Annotated in this window: 16 protein-coding genes; 4 read left to right on the top strand and 12 right to left on the bottom strand. The window is 41.6% G+C overall.

Annotated features, from left to right (window positions below):
- Nucleotides 1-23 precede the first annotated feature (23 nt).
- Genes M3629_RS23365 through M3629_RS23325 form a run of 9 tightly spaced genes read right to left on the bottom strand, consistent with a single transcriptional unit; the run spans nucleotide 24 to nucleotide 11958 of the window.
- A complete protein-coding gene (locus M3629_RS23365; RefSeq protein WP_251510736.1) occupies nucleotides 24-1166 on the bottom strand; it encodes an FkbM family methyltransferase in 1143 nt (380 codons plus the stop codon).
- 1 nt (nucleotide 1167) lies between these two features.
- Nucleotides 1168-2568, bottom strand: a complete 1401-nt coding sequence (locus M3629_RS23360) for a glycosyltransferase family 2 protein (RefSeq protein ID WP_251510734.1) — start codon at nucleotides 2566-2568, stop codon at nucleotides 1168-1170.
- Nucleotides 2555-3721, bottom strand: a complete 1167-nt coding sequence (locus M3629_RS23355; RefSeq protein WP_251510732.1) for a LicD family protein — start codon at nucleotides 3719-3721, stop codon at nucleotides 2555-2557. Before M3629_RS23355 ends, M3629_RS23360 begins: the two co-directional genes overlap by 14 nt.
- The gene (locus M3629_RS23350) at nucleotides 3705-5270 is read right to left on the bottom strand and encodes a hypothetical protein (RefSeq protein ID WP_251510730.1); all 1566 of its coding nucleotides are present in this window, start codon (nucleotides 5268-5270) and stop codon (nucleotides 3705-3707) included. Before M3629_RS23350 ends, M3629_RS23355 begins: the two co-directional genes overlap by 17 nt.
- Before the next feature lie 53 nt (nucleotides 5271-5323).
- Nucleotides 5324-6175: a LicD family protein gene (locus tag M3629_RS23345; protein ID WP_251510728.1), complete on the bottom strand. Its 852-nt coding sequence runs from the start codon at nucleotides 6173-6175 to the stop codon at nucleotides 5324-5326.
- The gene (locus M3629_RS23340) at nucleotides 6165-6893 is read right to left on the bottom strand and encodes a glycerophosphodiester phosphodiesterase (RefSeq protein WP_251510911.1); all 729 of its coding nucleotides are present in this window, start codon (nucleotides 6891-6893) and stop codon (nucleotides 6165-6167) included. Before M3629_RS23340 ends, M3629_RS23345 begins: the two co-directional genes overlap by 11 nt.
- A complete protein-coding gene (locus tag M3629_RS23335) occupies nucleotides 6893-8203 on the bottom strand; it encodes a metallophosphoesterase family protein (protein ID WP_251510726.1) in 1311 nt (436 codons plus the stop codon). The genes M3629_RS23340 and M3629_RS23335 overlap by 1 nt, the downstream gene beginning before the upstream one ends.
- Before the next feature lie 60 nt (nucleotides 8204-8263).
- Nucleotides 8264-9364, bottom strand: coding sequence for a UDP-galactopyranose mutase (glf, locus tag M3629_RS23330; RefSeq protein ID WP_251510724.1), 1101 nt, complete (start codon nucleotides 9362-9364; stop codon nucleotides 8264-8266).
- Nucleotides 9364-11958: a hypothetical protein gene (locus M3629_RS23325; protein WP_251510723.1), complete on the bottom strand. Its 2595-nt coding sequence runs from the start codon at nucleotides 11956-11958 to the stop codon at nucleotides 9364-9366. The genes glf and M3629_RS23325 overlap by 1 nt, the downstream gene beginning before the upstream one ends.
- 358 nt (nucleotides 11959-12316) lie before the next feature.
- Here M3629_RS23325 and M3629_RS23320 point away from each other — a divergent pair, with 358 nt between their 5' ends.
- Nucleotides 12317-13201 (top strand): GNAT family N-acetyltransferase, encoded by an 885-nt coding sequence (locus M3629_RS23320; protein WP_251510721.1) that lies wholly within the window; start codon nucleotides 12317-12319, stop codon nucleotides 13199-13201.
- 203 nt (nucleotides 13202-13404) lie between these two features.
- Nucleotides 13405-15270 (top strand): leucine-rich repeat domain-containing protein, encoded by a 1866-nt coding sequence (locus M3629_RS23315; RefSeq protein ID WP_251510719.1) that lies wholly within the window; start codon nucleotides 13405-13407, stop codon nucleotides 15268-15270.
- Nucleotides 15271-15447: 177 nt separating this feature from the next.
- Here M3629_RS23315 and M3629_RS23310 read toward each other — a convergent pair whose 3' ends face one another.
- The gene (locus tag M3629_RS23310) at nucleotides 15448-19425 is read right to left on the bottom strand and encodes an S-layer homology domain-containing protein (RefSeq protein ID WP_251510717.1); all 3978 of its coding nucleotides are present in this window, start codon (nucleotides 19423-19425) and stop codon (nucleotides 15448-15450) included.
- Between the two features lie 335 nt (nucleotides 19426-19760).
- Here M3629_RS23310 and M3629_RS23305 point away from each other — a divergent pair, with 335 nt between their 5' ends.
- Entirely contained in the window at nucleotides 19761-20594 is an 834-nt protein-coding gene (locus M3629_RS23305) for a helix-turn-helix domain-containing protein (protein WP_251510716.1), read from the top strand.
- A 102-nt stretch (nucleotides 20595-20696) separates the two neighbouring features.
- Here the strand turns inward: M3629_RS23305 and M3629_RS23300 are convergent, their stop codons facing one another.
- A complete protein-coding gene (locus M3629_RS23300) occupies nucleotides 20697-21146 on the bottom strand; it encodes an InlB B-repeat-containing protein (protein ID WP_251510714.1) in 450 nt (149 codons plus the stop codon).
- A gap of 293 nt (nucleotides 21147-21439) precedes the next feature.
- Between M3629_RS23300 and M3629_RS23295 the strand changes: the two genes are divergently transcribed.
- Nucleotides 21440-21850: a serine hydrolase domain-containing protein gene (locus M3629_RS23295; RefSeq protein ID WP_285888985.1), complete on the top strand. Its 411-nt coding sequence runs from the start codon at nucleotides 21440-21442 to the stop codon at nucleotides 21848-21850.
- Here M3629_RS23295 and M3629_RS23290 read toward each other — a convergent pair.
- On the bottom strand, nucleotides 21835-22164 hold the full coding sequence (locus tag M3629_RS23290; protein WP_251510910.1) for a CPCC family cysteine-rich protein: 330 nt from the start codon (nucleotides 22162-22164) through the stop codon (nucleotides 21835-21837). The two genes, M3629_RS23295 and M3629_RS23290, sit on opposite strands and share 16 nt — an antisense overlap.
- Nucleotides 22165-22364: the final 200 nt, after the last annotated feature.

Below are 22364 nucleotides of genomic sequence, written 5' to 3'. Positions count from 1 at the left end.
TTGCTCCCCACAAAGAAAAGTTATTATTTTAGTAAACGTTCCGAAGGAACGGCATAGAGAACCAATTCATACGGATGTTTTGAATATTTCCTAATGAAAAAGTGATAGTCTGTAAGTTGATTTTGTAAATATAATGGGATTTCGTACAAGTCCTCACCTTTGTGATACAAACAAACCGCCAGTATCGGCCTGTGCTTCTTAATAGTTTCTTGTGCACCACGTAAAGCTGCAAGTTCATATCCTTCTACATCCATCTTGATGTACGTTGGAACAATATCTGTTAGTTCACTGTCTAAGGTAGTTACTTCAATGGTGACCTCGCTAACGTTATCTGTAATTCGATGCCCCAAAGGGTCATCTGACAAATAAAAGAATGTCGAGCCACAAGTATCTCCTACAGCTTTATTTAAAGCTTTTACCGGTATGTTAACTTTCTTTATTGAATCTCTCAATATTTCAAACGTTTCGGGAGCTGGCTCGAACGCTGTAATTCCACGTAACTTCGGATACATACTGGAAAATTGGATGACCGTGTCACCTGTATATGCGCCACAATCAATAACATAATCGTCCGCTGTAAGCTCGAACAATTCGGATGCGAGGTATTGCCATCTCTCATCGAACCACGGAACAGATAATGCCTTGAGCTTCAATACACTCTCAATAAAATCATAGTAGTTGCTCTTAGAAAGATTATCTTGCAGTAGTGACATCACCTCGATACACCTTGAACTATTCGTTTTGCACTCCTTGCTAAATTCCAGCGCTCGAGTAACATTAAAAGGGATGAAATAAATGTCTGAAGCATTGAAACCGATCTGAACCATCTCATCCAGGAATTTATTTTGTACTTCCATATTGTGATTCAGTACTGCAGGTGTAATCAGCAGCAATACATTAGATTTCACACTACCTTGCGGATTAAACACCGGTAGTTCCTCACGCATTACATTCGCTCCGCCTATTCCTGCATCAACAAAAAAATCAACGTTCACTCCACTCTCACGAAAATAGTTAAGCCAATTGATTCCCCACTCTCCGGCTCCATATAATGCGATTTGCTTCCCGCTTGATACTGCGTCCTTCACCATATTGATTAATTGAGGAGCAACAAGAGAATCAATGGGAGTATCTAGAAGATTTTTCAGCTTCGTTTCAAAGGTCATATCAGAACTTCCTCTCGGTATTCTCGGAATAGATCAGTACACAATCTGAAGCAATCTCGGAAAATGTATTGCGACGAATAAACGCTTTAACAAGTGTAGAGTCAATGATTTGTACGCCTTGACTTCTCTCTTGTACATATTGAAGAATTTCAGGTGCTCCTGGGAAAATGATAATTATATCTTCACGTTGAAGTTCATTAAACTTAGGCTGGGTCACCACGTTGCCTCTATGAGTACTGCTCGAATCAGCACTCATATCCCAATATAAATTAGGCTCAATCTTAGTCCCTGTGAGTAAAGGTAAGATGGCAGATGCGACCTTTCCAAGCGCTCCATATGCAATGATTCTGGAATTGCTTGTAGACTCAATGAAACTGAATTTATCGGGTTCCAATATTAGTTGATCAAGAACATCCATAAGCTTCATATATGCCTTTGATTTGAAAATATCAGGAGCCAAATGCGGCTTTGGATCAAATAGCTCATCAATCAATGAAGTGGTACTATCCGCAATTCCATCAATATATTGATCTCGGTCACTTACAGCCTGAACTCCTAAATCCATATCATTCAAATGATATAAACAGTCTTTTACTTTACCTAGTCTAACTAAAGCTAGTAATCTATTTTTCTCATCTTGGCTTATATCCGCGCGCTCAATAGACCATTTATACAGATAAGAGTAGTCTGTGTAATACTTGTCCACCTTCTCGTAGGAATCAAAGGAATACATATCGCTAGCAAAACGATTAAATCTATACAACGGTGCATCAAAGCTCTTCAGCTTTCCTCCACCCAGCATAAGAGGTACAGCAAAGAGAGGCTCGTATGTTTTTCTCCGTTCAACGCAAAAATTTTCTACAAGTCTGCATCTTTTCAGATAACTTACTCTCGACATGTATACCCAAGAAGTTGTGATAATCTTTCGTAGAATATGTCTTTCTAACAATTGTTTATTATCGGACATCGCGGCTGCACTTGTAATTTGCCCGGGTTCTACTTTACCCTCTCTCACGAAATATGGCCGGTATGAGCATGCAGCCCAATCATAATCTTCATGCTCGTCTAACCAACCTGCCATCACGGAAACGTATTCCGGTTCCAGACAATCATCGCAGTCTACAAGACAGAAATAATCTCCCGTCACTTTCAAAAGGCCAGCATATACAGCTGCACAACAGCCTGCATTCATTTGATCCACAATAACAACCTGATACCCTCTGGCTTGAAGTCTGGACTCGTATTCACTGATAACCTCACGAGTACCATCTGTAGAGCCGTCATTAACGAGAATGAGCTCGATATTGTCCCATACTTGAGCCATTACACTCTCTAACATTGTTCCGATGTCATTTACTTTATTGTAACAGGGGACAACCATACTCACTTTACTCTGCATCATTTAAGCACCTCGTATATTTTAAACCGTCTATGAAAAAGTAGTATTCCTGCACTTGCATTTCCTCAAGCTGTTTGGCTATCTCTTGATGATAAATACTTGCAATAATAAGCCTTGAATTCTCCTCCATTAGCGCAGGTAATTCAGAAGGGGAACGTACCGGGATGCCATGGGCAAAACTCCCCCATGCATCCTTTCTATTATCAAATGCACAAACAACATTGACTCCTTTACTGTAACGCTCCATCCAAATGCGAAGGCTGTCACCTGCGCCGAAAATATACACATTCTTATTTTCAATGCCATGCAGCATATCCGTATAACGACAAACATAATCCTTGTAAGAACGACTCATATCAATGAGACTAGACTTCCTAAGCTTAGATATGCGGTTCTTCTGATCTGGCTCGTACAGCCCTCCAGGATATGACGCGATAAGTGTTTCCTTATAACCTACAGGGACAGGGATCTTTATCCCTTCAAACTCCATTTCAATACTTTCAGAGAACCATAGCTTATCATAGACCCTCTTCCCATATTCTCCTCTAAGAACAGGCATTGCGTAATATAGCTGATTAGAAAACTTGGAGCAAAAACGCTCATATCGCTCCGCAAGAACGTCGTATTGTCTAGAAATCCCTCCATGACTGAAACAAAACTCTTCTTTTTCTTCGGGTATTTCATTCCCCTCACACTCATCAAGGCCCGCCGAAGCATACATTTGGTATTGCATTTTTATAACGGTATCCTGCATCCGCTTGGCAGTCTCACCGTCTGGCATGTCATCCAGCGGAAGGATATCTATATAAGCGCCCATATGCCCGCCACGAGTGTTCCCGTTGGGAAAGTTCGCAAGAACAGCCGTATCGCTTCTTCTTAGACGTATAAAATGAGGAGCCGCTCCAGGATCATTATGAGGTGTTTGGAGGAAATAAGGCTCATCAAACCAATGCTTTGACAATCTTAGACGGTCATACTCTTGACGTGGCAGGGCGATATCAACATCATCATCCCACGGAATAAAGCCTTTATGACGTACCGCACCAAGAAGTGTGCCAAACATAGAAAACCAAATTAATCCTTCTTTTTTGGCCACCCTTGCGAACTCTTTAAGAATATCAAGCTCGACAATTTGTAAATCATTTAATTTGTTCACCGATTAATTCTCCCAAGGTATATACAGGTATATTTGTTTTCTCTTGCAGGTCCTTTTTAATTGACTCTCCTGCGTAAAGACTGACAATTAAAATGTCACAATTTCCGAGAGCCTTATTGCTCTGAATATTCTCAATATTATAGAGGTTTTCATCTAAAATCGTTTGCACCACAACGCCTCTATCATCAAAGATTCGCTTTAATGTCATCCCACGTGTGCCAAATCCATATATAGCAGGTGATTTCTTTCCCATACCTTCTAACACTTCAACAACAGGCAGGAACTTATAGTATCGGTGTGTAATTTGAGATCGCTTGACAATACTTAATGAGGTCTGCTCTGTAGCCATCTCAAGAGGAAGCGTTATATCACCAAATACTTCTACGCGTGTTTGGAAATCGGCTTGCTTGGATAATTGTTCAAACTGATCTGTAAGCCCATAACGTTCTTTTAACATTTCAAGCCATAAGTTTGTGCGAGCGTCTGCGCTGAACGCTGGAGAGTAGAGAAGCGACCATATTGCTCTTGTAAGGGCAACATTAGGTGAGACATTTTCCCAGTAGTATTCCTGATCTATAAAGATAAGCTCATCATTTTTTTGATCATAAAAACAATTGGCGGGAATGAGCTCCCAAAAGCATTTTCCGTTCTGAGCAGATTTCATAATAGCTTCTTGAATTCTATCAAACTGGGACAACATCTCATCCACTTCAAAAATCCCATTGGACAGTTTATTTGCCCAATAATCCCATAAGGTAGGCAAGTTGAGACGCGGCATGACTAATGACTCTCCGTCTATCTTCATTTGAATTATATTTACGCCGAGTTGCATCAGTTCTTCATGATTACACAGTGTCCTGAGCAAAGCCGCTTTTCCCGCGGGGTGAAGGGCTGACTTTCTGACTGTTCCGTCATTGCAAACCGTTGTCGCAAATCGTTTAGCAGGTTCACGATAAATCGTAATCGCTGCATAATCGACCGTGCAAGGCAGGTCATCCGTACAAACTCGTGCCTCAACGAAATATGCTCCGCACATAAACTCAAATGCTCCACCACGAATGACTTCACGGTATAGCGAGCGTTCGTCAAACTGCAAGTACGTGTCATCACTTAAATACGGAATAAATCGTTGATTCAAAAATTCATCTGGAAGGTAATTTTCTGAGTATACCTCTCGTGTGAAATAATGATCTGTTAATGGGTAATACCACTTTTGACCCTCAAAACCAGCAAGTTTCAAACGAGTTTGTAGCTCTGCCTTACTCGGGAGCGGATGTTCCCCTCGCCCAAACAATGTATCGTAAGGTAAACCTGTGTTTGTTGCCCGCTTTCCTGCCCAATACCGCAAGGCAAACGGATTCTCGTATACCAAAAGCAAGCGTCCATGAGCTCCCAGCTTTTGTTTATAAGCTGCCAAAGCCTCAACTGATAAATCCTTTGGGTCCATGACCATTTCATAGGTAACTCCGTCTTCAAAGGGATACCAACTGAATACGGAATCTTTCCATGGAGAGTTTTCATAGTATTCTCTTAATTTACTGCTTAACATAGAAAACACTACCTTTTAATTAATTTGTGAAACGAGTTGACGTTCACAATACATTACCATTTGTCTAGAAGTCTATAATATGAAACGGGATGCGACTTTCGTTTACTCTCAGGAGGAAGCTCCATGTAGTCGCCAAATTTATGCTTTAAATATGCATTATAATCACGATGCCCCAATAACTTAAGGTTTTCGAAAGAATACTCGGCAGTTTGCTCAAACCACTCTTTCATCCCTTCGCTGTATTTATCAGGAGCTGGGAACGTAATTGTTCGCACACGCTTGCTGATTTTTTGATTCCCTCTATCCGTAAAATGCTGTAAGTGATTAGACACCTTTTCAAGCGGTATTCTGCTCAACAGAGAGTACACGCCTCTCATGACTGGGTTACGGTCTGTCTTTTTACCTACTTCTGACCATAAGATTTTCCGGATTATTGTGCAGTGAAGGTTATGCAACTTCTCAGCAATTTTCCCATCAGGAACGTTGTCGAAGGGAAAAATATCGATGAAAATCCCGGATTCATAGGGCATGTGAGCCTGTCCTTCCCTGAGAAAGTACGTGTCTTTCCTTCTAATCTTTCCATATCCCCATCGATAACCAGGAGTTGCCCGCATATCTTGAAAATAAAACCGGCTATGATCTAAATCCGTTTCACACACTTGACGAAACTTTTCATATTCTTCTCGAAGCAGACCAATATCCGCATCATCATCCCACGGAATATATCCTTTATGGCGAATAGCCCCGAGCATCGTACCGCCAATCATCGCATAATTAATATTATTCAGACGGCATATTCTATCCACTTCTGCTAACATTTCAATTTGTATCTGTTGAACGGCTCTTAGATCCTCTGGAGTAAGCGGGCCTTTTTTCATACGATTAAGTTTCATCTCATTTTCCATAGGCCAGAACATCCTTTGCCCAGTCAATTTGATTAACCATTACTGAATCTACCCCAATACTCTCTGCGAGCTTCAGCTCCTCATCGTTCGTTACTGTCCACGGACGGATAAGTATTCCCCTTTTATTACAATCTTCCACTAGAGAAGGATACCGCAACATATGCACACTCGGATGTAGTGCTTCAGCACCAACCTTTTCGCATTGCTCCCCTGTGACTAAGATTCCCCCACCACATAACAATGCGGTTCGTGAAGATGACTCCAATCGTTTGATTTTCTGAATAGAGTAATGGTTGAATGATGACCACACAATCCGGTCAGACATTCCATATTGTTCAACGACTTTTAATGCGATAGATTCAATGCCGTCATAGTAAATAACTCCTGTTTTTAACTCAATATTTAGGGTCAATCCTGTTGACTTCAACAATTCTAACACTTCTGCCAATGTAGGAACTTCCATAAACATTGGTTCAGTCAGACCCCTTTTATTAAAATTAAGCTTCTTGATCTCGGATAATGTAAAGTCCTTTACCCATCCTTGACCATTGCTGGTTCGGTCCACGGTTTCGTCGTGAATAACAACGACTTCTCCATCTTTGGTGAGCTGAACATCAAGTTCTACCCCGTCGGCCCCCATTTGAACTGCCAATTGAAAACCCTCTAGCGTATTTTCCGGTGCAGAGGAATAGGCCCCACGATGACCCCAGATTTTCATTAAAGCCACTCTGCCTTTCCATCTAAGATGATCTTATCGTTACCTGCACCGAATCTCACGAAACGAATTTGCCGTTTCCTTGTATTGACAACCATAACGTCGAATGCTTCTTGTGAAGAATCTTCTAATTTCCGATGAGGGGTGACAAAACCTGGCGACTTATATTCTGTAAAAGCTTCACACTTTGAATTCAATATCGATAAAATTGGGAAACCCTCTATGTTGTCAATTAAATCACCATGATTATGACCGTTGATGAAAGCTATAATCTTACTGGAATGTTCATGGAGTATCTCCATCAATTCTTCTTCGCCACGCATTTCTTTTGCCCAGTATTGTAGACGCCCCATAGGTGCAACATGAGAAAAGATGATAACTTGCCATTCCTCTGGTATGCTCACCAATTGTTCCTTCACCCACTGAATACATGGCGCACTGTACCCATAACGAAGAGCTTCGTTCGGATCAAAAGAATCGAGAAAAATAAAACGTAGTCGTTGGTCTGCAAAATCAACAGCATATCGCGGTTCATCTCTGCCCAGATACAGTTCGCACTGCTCTTTCAAAGAAAAGGGCTCTGGATTATTTTTAAAATAGTTCGTGTCATGATTCCCCAGTGTCGCCCATACAGGAACATCACACTTCCTTAGATCGCTGAGAATCTTTTCAACATAATAACGACTCACCTCACGTGTGGTCATACCGTCTGTAAAGTCACCCAAGTGAATAATTCCATCAACATTCAACTTTTGATGAAGCTTTTGGATAGCTGCAGACGTATCATCCCATGTTCCATTCACTGTATAGTGCGAATCCGCCAAGAGTAAAAAGGAAAGCTCGCCCTCTTCATGAAGATTCATAACGCGCTCCGAAACACGCTCCACTTCTTTCTTCAACCAAGGCTTCATTTCATACAGATAAGGCTGCTCTCTCTCGAACGAAAGGATTTGATTGATATCCTCATCGTTTTTGAATTCTGTTCCGTCCATTTTCCGCAAGCATATCCGAAAGTAAACACACTCTGAAAAAATGTAATCATCTTGTCTGTAAGTATCCCCGTTTAGATCCTGTCGATAAATCGTCCAGCTCTCTTCGGGGGCATAATCATAGGTGTAGATCCAGCGATCTTCGATCTCTGGCTCATAGGTTGCGACATTAAACTTAAATTTTGAATCCAAAAGCCTTATCTGATCTCCAGGCTGTGCGAAATAAAATACAGGAGTACTCAGCATTTCCGGGTGTCCCAGTTCTTGCAGGCCATCACCTGCCCGTATCTTCATCCCTGCTAGACCCATCAATGAATTCTTCAAAGCTTTCCTCCTCCGCTTCTCGACCTTGTCCTTCGCCATCGTTGTGGCACAATGTTAATCCTACACCTCTCCCAGTTCATTTCTCGCTGTGTCCAGCGCGTTCCTTACAATTTGCCACATATCATAATATTTATATTCAGCTAGCCTTCCGCCAAAAATGACGTTTGTTTCTTGATCCGCCAGCTCTTTATAACTTAAATAGCTTGTATTATTTTTCTGGTTATTGACCGGATAATAGGGCTCGTCTCCTTGTTCATACTCTTTTGAATATTCACGTGTAACGACGGTTTTTGGCTGCGTACCAAATTCAAAATGCTTATGTTCTATGATGCGGGTGAATGGTGTCTCCTGATCTGTATAATTCACAACGGCATTACCTTGATAATTCGGTTTGTCGAGGACTTCAGAGTCAAATTTCAAAGTACGATATTCTAGTGCTCCGAACCTAAAGTCATAGAACTCATCAAGCATGCCTGTATAAATAGTCTTCGTAGCCATTCGATCAAAGTTTTCTCTTGCTTCGAAATAGTCTGTATTCAATCTAACTTCGCTACCTTCAAGCAGCTTTTCAATAATTGGCGTATAACCACCAACAGGTATCCCTTGATATTGATCGTTGAAGTAGTTGTTATCCCAAGTGAAGCGAACGGGTAGCCGTTTAATAATAAATGCTGGAAGCTCTTTACAACTGCGTCCCCATTGTTTTTCCGTATAGCCTTGAATCAGCTTTTCATAAATATCGCGTCCAACCAATGAGAGCGCCTGTTCTTCGAGATTTTGTGGCTCTTCACAATTCAGGCGCTGTGATTCTATTCTTTCCGCTGCTTCAGCGGGATCTGTAACTCCCCATAATTGATAAAAAGTATTCATATTAAATGGCAAGTTATATATCTCACCTTTATAATTCGCTATGGGTGAGTTCGTATACCGGTTAAAGGTTGCAAAACGATTGACATATTCCCATACTTCTTTGTCGTTGGTATGAAAAATATGTGCTCCGTATTTGTGTACATTAATCCCCTCTACCTGCTCTGTATAAATATTTCCCCCGATATGATTGCGCTTGTCGATTACCAAACATTTTTTATTCTGTTTGATGGCCTCGTGTGCAAACACGGCTCCAAATGGTCCTGCACCTACAATCAAATAGTCATATTTCATTATCCCAGCACCGCCTTCTTCGAATGTTCATAGATTTCAATTCCCGCATTACCATCAGCATGTGCGATATGTGCAAGTTGGAATTCGGCTTGCTGTTTCAGTCGTTTGGATACCCATGACTCAAGTGAAGGCTTAGAAATCATCTGCAACAGATTTTCAAGAGTGGCAAAGTAGGGATGTTCCCAAAAGACACAACTGTTGGAGTCGTTAATATGTTTCTGTTGTTTATGCATAGAGAAATTGCCCATATTACTTGAATCGACTGTGAGTGTGATGTACTCTTCACGTAGAATACCTGTACTTGGTTCAAATTGAATAAATCGGTTACTATGTTTTTCTGTAATATAAACACGATCTGTAGCACTTGATGACACGTTAAAATATCCAGTATGAATGTTTTCGGACGGCTGATCGCTGCCTTGCAAACTAGATGGACAAAACTCATCTACATAAGAATACGAATCGTTTAGCAAACTAAACTTAACCATCTGCTGTACACTAGCCGGGACTAAATATAAGGAATCATTAAAATATAATATTTTTTGAAATGGACCTAATTCATCTGCAGATTTGATTTTAAAATTTGGTTTGTATTTTAGAATTGAGTTATCTTCTACATTAAAGCTAACTAATTCGGGACTTTCCAAGCGCAACAACCAGTAGCGGTTATTAATTAAAACTATATCTGAATAGCCATATTTCCCATTTCCCAAGACATTCAATGTAGTACCTTTTTGGATTAAATCAATCTCCATAACTGCATCAGCATTAATAAATGCCAGGACTAGTAAATGCCGCTTCTTATCGTAAACACCATTTGAGAAAAAGCCTAGTTCAGGATTCCCCTTCTCTATGGCAGCATCCACCCACTCATCTATAAGCTCCGTACTGTTATCCTCCAGATTGAGTTTGACAATACCCGGGTAGTGTAACGGAATAAAGTAGAGTGCGCCATCGCATTCAATCATTTTCGAGAATTTACTATGAACGTTATAGTTTATATCTTTTGGTGCAGGTAAATCAATATAATCAAAAGCGGACTCTACTATATCGTATACAGCGATCGCACCCGCAGAATGCGGAGAGAAATAAAGTTTATTTCCACTCTGATGAATAGAGTGATACACTCTCCAGTCCAGCATGTTATCATTCACAAAATTCCCCATATGCTCCACATTCCATGTCTTCTTGTCTAATCGAAAGAAACCGTTCATATGCAACGTTAGAAAATATAAATATTCCTCTGTATCACATATACTTCCGATGCTAAGATGATTACTTAATTCTTCATTTTGAACCATTAGAGGTTTGGGCATGCATTGGTACATTGGAACTAATGAGGTTGCATCTCCGTAAAAAGCAGAGCTCAGTTTCAGGGCCCGATGTAAATCTGCAGAATCATCATAGATTCCATAGCCCTCTAACTTATACTCTTGGATAAGTTGTGTATACTCTTCCAGAAGCAAAGGACGCATGGAGCTGTAAGTAGCCTCACTCAAAGGGTGAGGCCGCCACCAAAGAACGACATCATTATGGTTACGAAAGATATCAAATACAGACCGCAATTTTGCAATATACTTTTCATTCCCTTTAAGGATGGGGCCTATTGAGGTATTGTAGAGTACAATTTTTTTCCATGAACCATCAGCTCTTTCAATCAACTTCTTCCACTCATCTGGTAAGATAAAACCTTCTGATTTGGAGTTTATTATTTTATCAAATTTCGGAGAACCGGATGCCACGATCTTTTCCTCCAGTTTCCCGAATCCACCCACGAAGTTTTGATCTTGTTCGTATGCTTGAATGGCATTAACATAAGCTTCACGAACTTGATCAGACTGCACAAATATTTTGTCAGAATATACAAGTCCCGCTGAAAGAGCGAGTTGTTGTTCAGTCTCATTGGATGTTACAAAATAGGGAGAATAACATAATAATTCAGTGTATTTCTTCAATTGATTACTATAGTAATCTGGATGAACCGTAGTAATTACATTACCACTGTCAAAGGCATTATGAATGAAGCTAATATCTGGTCGTTGTTGCTCCATGTTATAATCTTTCCAATGTACGATAGGTACATATTCAGGAAATTGATGCCCTTCATAATGCGCCCTTCCTAACTCACCGCCAGGGAGTCGGTCAAAATAAGGAATCGGAACGACGTAAGCATCACAAGCAGGGTCCTCTTTTGCAGCAAGCCAAATTGATTCGAGCGCATCCCACATCGATGCCTTATATGGAAAAAATGCAACCTCGATTCTATTCGGCTTAAGTTCACTGTTAATACTCTCTTCGATCGCGATAAGTTCTTGTTTTAATCGATTGGTAAATTTTTCATCAGTCGTTTCGATCACTACGGCCACATCATACAAACTTTTGTGGTAGTTCGTTAGCAATCTAACCGTCTGTGTGTCTTCACCCTCTAACTTTTCGATAAACTCTCCGATCTGTACCACTGCATTTTGGCAGTCTATCAAAAGTTTAATTACCGTTGAGAGATCTCTATTTATAAAATGTTGATGAATCTCATCAATCACTCCATACAATGATTTCATTATTTTAAGAATTTTCCTTTGTTGGTATTTTCTCATCTATAGTTTCCGCCTCTGCCGAGATCAAACAGTGTTTGCATATTTTTAGACACTGCTGAACATTTTTATGTTATATAGGTTTTATCGGTATAATTCTCCTATTATTGAAGTGTAAACCCACATTTTGAATCTGGTATATTGTACAAATTAAATATGAACAGATTCATGTTCTATCACTTTTTTAGTACTAATAGGTATAAAAGAACTGCCATAGGCAATTCTTTTCTTTATTACTATTAACATGAAGTTGTTAAAAGAAGGTTTTTAAACTCATTTGCTGAATAACATCTAGTAGAATGGTAAGTTATAACTGTTAAGTATCAATAAACTTGTTAGATATCCAAGAGGAGAAAATACCATGCAAAATTTGATCTTTACAAAAGATTTTAAAAACAATGATACACTTCGGAAAAGTTTTTTTGAGCTCGCTGCAAGTACGTTTGATATCCATTTCGAAAATTGGTACCAACATGGATGCTGGGGCGAAGGATACATTCCTTTCTCGTTTGTAGATGGAGATCAGATTATTGCTAATGCATCCGTGAATATTCTAGAACTGGTCATCCACGGAGAGAAGAAAAAAGCAATTCAAATCGGAACGGTGATGACACATCCCGACTACCGCGGGAAGGGTCTATCTGCAAGTCTAATGAACAAAATTTTGGAGGAATACGAAAACAAGTATGATCTCATGTACCTTTTTGCCAATGAATCCGTTCTTGATTTCTACCCCAAGTTTGGGTTCAAACCCTTAGAAGAACATTTATTTTCAATCGACTTTCATTGTTCAGCTAACCCATTAGAATCTGCGAACCTGCGGAAACTCGATGTAACTGACACAGAGGATTTACATCTTATTCGGCAATTCGCGTCGCAACGACTGCCTGTTTCCAAGCGGTTTGCTACCGACCACACTCCCGGCATATTCATGTTTTATTGCTTGAATGTGTTTAATGATGATATTTATTATTTGGAAAACCAAAAGGTCATTGTCATTTATCAGAAAGAAAACAGCAATATCAACCTCTTCGATGTTGTCAGCCTAAACGAAATCAATATGAAAGATATTTTGAATACGATTGCAGATGGCGATACAGAGAAAGTAACGTTTCATTTCACCCCGGATGAGGACAACGATATGGATTTAAAAAGTACGGTGACCAACGAAGGTCTTTTTGTAAAAAACCATGGTGATAACCTCTATCCTGTACATGTTAAACATCCAATCACATCCATTGCTTAGTGGACTTTAAACTAAAAACAGTCCAAAAAGGAGCAGGTTTCCCCTGCTCCTTTGTTATGTGAAACTTCATTCTGTTATTGAACGTAACACTTTAGGACGATAAACCAGTGTGTGTGCCCGGCCATCTATGATAAATCATTGGTCTCAAGCCAATAAGCAGCACAACAAGACTTACAAACATCATCTTGAAGGGGGAGGCATCCATGGCATTTATTCCGTTAAACTGTCCCAATTGCAACGGAAGAATTGAATACAAGGAGGGGCAAGTTTTAAAATGTCCGTATTGTGAAACAGAGCTTTTATTGAAGCAAAACCATGTCTATTATGTAGACCAAACCATTAATCATTACCACGGAACGCCTCCTAAGGCAGCGCCGAAGCCAAACGTCTCCGTAAGGCTACTACTGATACTGATGTTACTCCTATCAGGTGCCATCGGTGCTTATTTTTACTCCAGTACGAGTTCCACGCTTCAAAAAACAGAAGCCAATCTGCCTGTACACAAGATGCCGGAAAGCGAGGTTCTGCTCTCCTTTTTACGGGACATCTTTGATAAAGGATCTGCCTTGCCGACAGAAGAGGAACTCGCTCGTGTGCGCTATCTGACCGTAGATTATCTGGATAGTGACCAATGGCAGTTTACCTATAGCTTCTCCGATCCCTTCAGCGATGAAAAGGCTGAAAAGATCACGTATGTTACTCAGGACAAGAAACTGAACACACAGGAGATTGATCAGCGAGATTTTGAAGCCTTCACAGGACTTACGGCACTCGACTTGACGGGAACCTATGAAATTGCCCAAACGGATCAAACCACGTTTGCTCATATGTCTGGATTGAAAAGCTATGGTGGCGCTTTTAACGAATCCTTTAATTCCTTTTCCAACTACTTTGGTGACAAGTCTAAAATTACGCACCTGACTACCCAGCTTCGTAGCAATCAGGAACTAGCCTTACTGCTGGAATTTCCTAACCTGAACTCTTTATCGATCACCTATGTCGATGAGTCCATCACGGATTTTCACCTGTTAAACAAACTGCCGCTCAAGTCCTTGTCGCTCACTTTTGTCAATGAACTGGGATGGTTGTCATCCATGACCGGGCTAACATCCTTATCCATCAACTACAGTGAAGCCACAGACTTGCAGCCTTTATATGCCTTAACCCAGCTGCAAGAACTTCAGCTTTCCTATTTGAACAACGTAAAGTCCATCGATTTTGTACAAAATATGCCTGCTCTACAGAAGCTGGACATCGAGAGTTTAAACTTTTCCAGTCTGGAACCGTTAGCTGGTAAAACCTCGATTACCAAACTGCGCCTGGCTTCCTTAAGCAAGCTTAGTTCAACAAAGGCCATAAATAGTCTATCCTCATTGCGGGAATTAACGTTGTCCGGTTATTACGAGAATGCTGAAGCACTGACATTACCCAATGCAGGAAAGGTAGAAATTCCTGGCTCTTTCCTCTCCGGGCTGAAGGCACCGGCCGCAACTAGCCTGGCGCTTCGAGGCGGAAGCGGGGAGTTAAATCTGGCCACACTTGGGAAATTCCCGAAGCTGGAACAACTTTCCCTTTCCGAGATCAGTGAAATCACTCGTCTAAACGCTCTGGATAGCTTACCTCGCTTACAAAAAATAAACATTGATGATTCATCATTGTACAGTGAAAGTGATGCCTTATTTCGCTTGAAGCAGGTGAAATCGCTGGTGTGCTCCGAATGCAGGCTGAATTTCAAACAACAGGTAGGCGCGGAGAACAAAGTGCTTGAGCACCTAACCTTAGAGGAGCCCTATTTTAGCATAAACAATGCATCTGTCAGTGAAGTGGACCAGATGATGCCTTACTTTTCCAAGCTATCCGCTCTGCGTTCCTTTACCCTACAAGACAGTAACCTGGTTTCGCTTGATTTTATGAGCAACTGGCAAGCCATTGAAGAACTCCATCTCGAAAACAATGCCATTTCCGATGCGGAGACCTTAAGCAAGCTGCCCAAGCTGAAAAAAGTATATTTATCTGGTAATTCGGTGCAGAACAAGTCCTTGCTTGGATCGGACGTGAAGGTATATTAATTATCGGCTGAGCTACAAAGGGGATCATCTTCGCGCTTCGTAGTAGTTCGTTCTTATCCTTTTTAGCAATATTACGCACATTTCAATAGCAGGTTCCCTACCTCACCTCATACAGACACCTACAACAATAACCGCGCCAACATCGTTAGCGCGGTTTTTTGATCCTTGTTTCATTTCTCACTTATTATAAATTCTGTAGAGGAACACCGCAGCTTCTGCTTTGGTTGTGTTTCCTCGCGGATTGACTTTGTTATTGTTGCCTTCGATCAATCCTTCATGAACGAGGCTTGCTATACTATCCATTGCATACGAAGCCATTTTGGACTTATCAGAGAATTTGTCCAGGTTCGCAGTTGTCCCCTGATCATTCATCTTGTTCTTTAGTTTCAAAGCTCTTGCTGTCAGTACCATCATATCCTGCCTTGAGATCTTCTTATCCCCGTCAAATCTATCGATACCTATACCATTCGCAATACCATGGGCTTTGGCAATGGCAATTTCATTATAATAGTATGCCTTCTCCGGTACATCGCTAAAATTACCATTTACCTTTGCAGTCAATCCAAATGCCCTGACAAGGGAATATAGGAAATCTGCTCTTGATATATCGGTTGACGGATGGAACGCCTCCCCCTCTGTCTTGATAATATCCTTAGAAGCAAGCACTTCGACCGCATTCCTAGCCCATTCGGCTTTACTGAGATCTGAGAATGTCTTGAATACGTAAGCTACCGCATAGCTGTTGAATTGAGTAGTAGTGAACGTTATCCTATCAGTCTTGGGATCATAACGTCCGCTCGGTAAGGTTCGCACATTCCCACTTTCGTCAATATCCCATACAACAATTCGTTCGTTATTATTCAGTTCGTCTGCAGTCGGTTTGTAAGGTACAGATACCGTTACTTCGGTTTCAGGATTGCTCCAGACTGTTTCTTTACCGTCTAGTGTAAGGATGAACAGTATGAACGGTCGATCACCTAGAGCCAGCCTTACTTCCGCCGGGAGCTTAGACTTGTCGCCTTTTGCAATTTCCAGAGTGACTTCCTTGCTATCTTCAGCTATGCCAGTCAACATGTTTCCCGTTATTACAACTTCACCTAATTCAGTGGAAATCGCGAGCTTTTCATCCTTTGTTCCATTGGTCAATGCTGCAGCAGGCAAGCCCACCGTGTATGAATCCACTCCGTGCTCCACAGGTATATCTATGGTGGCATTGTTCGCCAGTAGCTCCTTTGTTTTTGTCAGATCCAATGTCATGGCAGATGTAGTTCCATTCTTCACCGCTTGCTTCGTAGCTACTGTCTCACCCCGAACAACTGGGGATGCCGGTCCAGGCGCTGTAGGCGTAGATGGATTGGACGGAATCCACGGTGTGCCCGTTTTGCCGTTCGCTACTTTTATCGTATACGTTTTAACCGTACCGTCTGAGGCTGTTACCTCTATCTTTATATCCGTTGTTGTACCAGGTGTTAGTGATATGGCTGCAGAAGCTGTACCACTAGCAACAACTGCGCCGTTCACTTTGAGGGTTGCTCTATGATCCGCTGCTGTGGCAATCACGTTCATACTGTTGGCATCCTGTAAGGAAACCGTATATTCGGTATTGGCTTCATTGAAAGCGGGTTGAAGTGTTCCCGCACTAAGTATCAAGCCGCTGAGATTGAGGTTCACATTCACTTGACCACGGGGTGTATAGATGCCGAGATCGCCAAGATCAATTGCATCGCTCTGGATTTTCTCATATTCACCTTCATAGAATTCATCCAGATAGGAATGTCCAAGAATGAATCGGTCTGGATTCGCGGCCCCATAATAACCGGCATTGGCATTGCTTTGACTGTCAAACAATACATAACTCCCTTGCCATCCTGAACCTGCTACGCCCCAGCTGATAATATGGTCGATGTACGGTGCAAACTTATCGAACATTTTGTACAGCAGCGCGTACTGATAACCAAGGGCATCCGACTGTTTGACATTTAGCGTTGCGGGAGCAACCGCCCCCCCGCCGGGGGTAGTCGTTGGCATCTTAAGATCCAGTTCGGAATAAGCAATACCGGACAGAAGACCCTGATCCACGAGAGAGGCATAGAGAGCTACAGCATACTGGTTATCACTTGCAAGCGTTTTTCCAATCGTATCGTGACCCTGGATACCGATATCTTCAATAAGGGGTCTTCCGTCATATAACGGATCGGAGAGCCATGCGGTGTTCAGTGCGCGAACCATGTTGTATACCGTTCTCGCCTTGGTACGATTGGAAATGTCATAATCGTTGTAAGTCAACTTTGGCGGATCACTCATGATATAGGCATCTATGCTACCGGCATTGTCGTTCCCATCCATTTTCATGTACTCGGGAAGGTCAGCATACTTAGCTTTGTAAGCCGCCGCCATCTGGGCGTTGGGAGCTGCAATGTGCGCATATTTGAAAAGCAAATAAATGTAATGCTCCGATATCTCGCTGCCAATGACATCATCTGACATTGCTGCAAGCCAGTTCGTATTTTTAAGTGTCTGTCTCCAACTGTTCGGGTCCTCTTGAATCGTCTCGCTGTGACGACTTTCGTGAACCTCTTCATTGAGTACGTCCCATGAATTGAAGGGAATAACTCCTCTGGATATGCTTGAGCCATACTTCGTATCTGTGGTCAGAAAGTGCCGCATTACATACATCGTATGGTTAAACTGCACTCTTCTAGCCATTTCTTTGTCTACCTTAACCGTGGTTGTAACACCGTTACCTAACCCGTAATAGTCGGTTGTGCCATTGTATCCCAACGTAATGGTCGCAGGGATCATCTGTCTCATCCATGCAGGAGCCTGGTTGTACCATGCCAAAACGTGGCCGTGGGATTTGTATTGCCCGGGGGTTCCTGAATCCCGGATTGACCGATAAGCGTTGGTCGGGAAACTGTATTCTCCTAGACCCGGAGCAGTGGTTGCACCGCCCAGCGTATCGCCAGTAACACTTTTCAGCCAATTCGGGCCGCGGGGATGCGTAGCATCGGCTTTGAGATTGTTGCCATCGACAAAGATTTCGTAGTGATTCGCTCTGGTCCCGGTTACTGCTCCAGTTCCGATCGTGCCCACCATAAACTTGCTATTGTCTCTGTTGTAGATATCCTTTAAAGGTGTAACGGCACTCTGGTTTTCCTTGTTCACTGCGCTAGGGAGCGAAATACCGTTCGGGTCTGGTTGGGTTATTTTGATATTGCCCACCAGAAGCATACTAGTCTCGGCAGGACGTCCGTTCTCACCATGGAGCTCAAGAATGAAGTTAGAGGACATGCCTGTTGTAGCCGTAATACTATGATGCTTCAATAACCAGGTTTCACCATTGTAGTTGCTAACCCAGTCGGGATTTAGGTTGTTGTATTCATAATCCCTGAGGTAGGCATCGATGTCATTGCCCGCATTTCGGATTCTCCACCTCATGAATTTGCCTTGGGCGCTCTTCGGATAATACACATCAAAATCAATCGTTGCTCCCTCAGGTATGCTTACACTTGGGGATAAGGGAGATTGAATGGACATCCCGCCAAAGTTACCTGTCCCGTTATGGACATAGTTAATCCGAAGTACATCTGCTTTGCCTTGGGAATCTACAAAAGGATACGGAATCATTTCGAACGTGCCACCCGCAAAATCAGCAGGAACACGGCTGTCAAGGGGTGGATTTTTGGCAGTCCAGACATTGGTGGGCTCTGTGATTTTGACAGCTAACTTACCCGGACCTGGATCAAGACGAAAATAGGGATCTGAACCATCCGATTTGATGCTGGCAGTGAAATGAACTATAGCGTCCTTCAGTGTGGCTATGGCCTCGCCCGCAGGCGTGAGAGGATGACGGGCCAACTCAATCGCATGTTCAAGATTTTGGAGTTCACCTGTGCTCACCCAAGGGAAAGCTTGGTTTACATCGGAGCCGTCCCCGGACTGACTTACTTGGAGCGGGAACTCTTGATTGCCCGCTTTGAGAGCTTCAGCTTGAGCAATGAGATCGTTCAGTTCAACATTCTGTTGGGCAGTCATGTCAACGGTCAGTTCATCTTCAGCCGCGGCAGCCGGCACAGTAGCAAAGGTACATACGGAGAATAGCATGATAACAACAAGCATGCGGGAGACGTGGATTAAACACTTTTCACGGTTCATCTTTATTTTCCCCTTTTCTCAGAGCAGCTTCTGAAAATGCGATTTAGAGCCGCCTGCTTAATATAGTATGGATTGAAGATTTGATATTTTTCAGCATTTCCTTGTTCCTCTTGTACCGACTTTATAGAAGGCTAACGATGTATAACACCCCCTTCTGATGTTGGGAGCTACTCACCGATGTTGTAAACGATCTCTATGTCACTCTGACTTGATGATTGATAATATGATATACAGTCCTTATAATTAACTCCATGGATGAAGTCCAGATGCTTTGTATTTTTTTAGAAAACGGTTACATTTTATAATTCTCTCGTCACACAAAAACGGAGATGATTATGGACTACAAAGAAATCAATCCGCAAATCGATTATTTCATCAACAGGCGCTCTACTCCAAACTGGATGATTGAAGATGCAACAACGAACTTTATTGATTTGACCTATTTTACAAACGGGAAAGCTCTTTACCAGGTCAATGATGAATATGTTGAAGTTAATCAGGGTGATCTCATTTGTATTCCGCAAGACAGTCGACGTAGCGCAACTACCGATGCGAACAATCCGATTGAGAGTTTTGCTGTCAATTTTCAACTATACGATATTAAGGGCAATCATGTTGAGCTTCCCTTTCCCCTCGTAAGTCATATCGGCTTCTCCGAAGAATTATTATCTTTATACAATGAACTGACACTTGTATGGTTGAAAAAAGTACCCGGTTTTGAAATCAAAGCTCGCGCATTACTCTTGATGATTCTTCACCAATATTTCAACCGCTTCTATTACAGAGTTCACGTTCAGAACGTAGACAGTAGAATCCAGAAAAGCATCACATATATTCTGAATAATCTCCATCATCCGATTAAAGTAGACGAACTTGCCCATATTGCCGGCGTAACTACGGCCTATTACGGAACCCTTTTCAAAAAGTATACCGGTTCTTCAGTAAAGGAATATATTAATAAAATGAAGATCAGCAATGCGGAAAATATTCTTCTTAGCGGTGAGTTTTCCGTCAGAGACGCTGCATATAAATGTGGCTTTGAAGATACCTTCTATTTCAGCAAACTATTCAAAAAAATCAAAGGGTATCCCCCTTCCAAAATCCTATTGGACAAAAAGATGACCGCATTGATTATTCCTCAACCAAACCGTTGCTCTACTCAGGAATAACCGGGATTGAATAATGTCTTTTTAACGTAAAAGGCCGACTGCACTGAGTTTCAGAGCAATCGGCTTTTGATTTAACTTTTCATGTTTCCGTCAAACTATTTATTAGAATTCAGTCCACTTTGCGTATATGGGAGTCTCTACTGCTGAGCCACCATTAGTCTCGAAATTCACCGTATAAATACCACTCCAGATTGCAATTAAGGTGAAGTTCCCTGTCACCGGTGTTTCGAAATCGTAAGGAATTTTAGTTGAGAAATTTTTAGTCCATCCGTAAATGATATTTCCGGGATTGGATGGAAGTTCAGAGGGGTCAGGTGCATGAGCCACATCGCCCTCAACCACGATCTTGCGAAGCGCTGGAGTCCTGTCAATGCCTGCGTCGAACTTGACCGTAAACAGAGCCTTCCACTTTACATGCAGCGTCATATTCGCCGTCACCGGAGTTGCAAAGTCATACACGGTGGTCAATCCTTCATCGCTGTACCAACCCCCAAACACATAACCTTCCCGCACCGGTTCGGCAGGGGTCGTAACTAAACTTCCTTCGACCACGGTTTTCGGATCGACTACTGGTTAGGAATGAATACCTGAGTTTTGCTCGACTTTTTGATAAAATGATATAGTTCAAAATTCAATAGATGGGATTAATCTCACAGGTAAGGTCGCTTAGTTTAATAGCTTTAATGGCAAATGAAAAAGGAGGTCTCTACAGACCTCCTCGTTCTATTTTACCCCACTGGTGAAAAAACGATAAGACTTGTTTTTCCAATAAATACTTATATGATTAAAGATACAAATTGGGAACTTGGAGGATAAATCATTGCGAACTCTAGAAAGCGAAATTCATGATTTCTTTATATCTTTGGAAAAGAACGAAGAATACAGTCTCCAAGTTCATACCCTCATATAAATACGGTGATCAGATTCAATTGCATCATTTATTAACACATTCATCTGGGATTCCCAATATCACACAACTCCCTAATATTAAAGAATTAATGAAGCAACCCACGACAACCGAGAAAATAGTTCATTTGATCACGGATTTACAACCTGAATTTGTTCCAAATTCTACTTTCCAGTATAGTAATTCAGGTTATATTTTACTGGCGTACATTATAGAAAAGATTACAGGATTTACTTATGAACAATTTTTAAGTAAACACATCTTTTCACCCTTGGGAGTTAAAAATTCAGGCTGCGATAACCATGAGAAAATTATAGCTAACAGGGCGCAGGGCTATGAATACGATTGAACAATATCATCCAGTTCCTTTTCGAAGGAGTCGATTTCATGCCATATTTGTTGGGCAGATTCAATATTTGCGGTTTTAAGTTTTTCAAATGCATGAAGTAATCTTTTCTTTGTTTGAACTTCTTTGTCCATTTGGTTTAAAATTGTTTGTCTATCTCGATACATGACGTAGTGTTTTTTGAAGTTCTCACGAGCCTCAGTGAGTGAATAGTCTTGATTGGGTCCGCCCCAAACTTCATCTGCGTGCGGATCATCTTGTCCATCGTCTTCCCAATTACATAAACAACAATTTTCCCAACCTTGTCTTTCCTCCAGTGTGGGATAGCCACAACAAAGGACAATTAAATCTATTCATATTAGCTACTCCTTATCATCTTCAACTAGGCTTTTCGAGACAATGGTTGTTATATTTCATTTACCTTTTGAGTAGTGCCGTCACATTTCATTTCTTACCATCAATATTAGACATTTACATGCACCGTATGCCGGTAAAGGTTCTATTATCAGGTTTTTTG

It is taken from the genome of Paenibacillus polysaccharolyticus, from assembly GCF_023714295.1.
GTDB lineage: Bacteria > Bacillota > Bacilli > Paenibacillales > Paenibacillaceae > Paenibacillus > Paenibacillus polysaccharolyticus_A.
The sequence above is the reverse complement of the archived record's forward strand: the minus strand, read 5'-3'. Positions and strand labels throughout refer to the sequence as shown.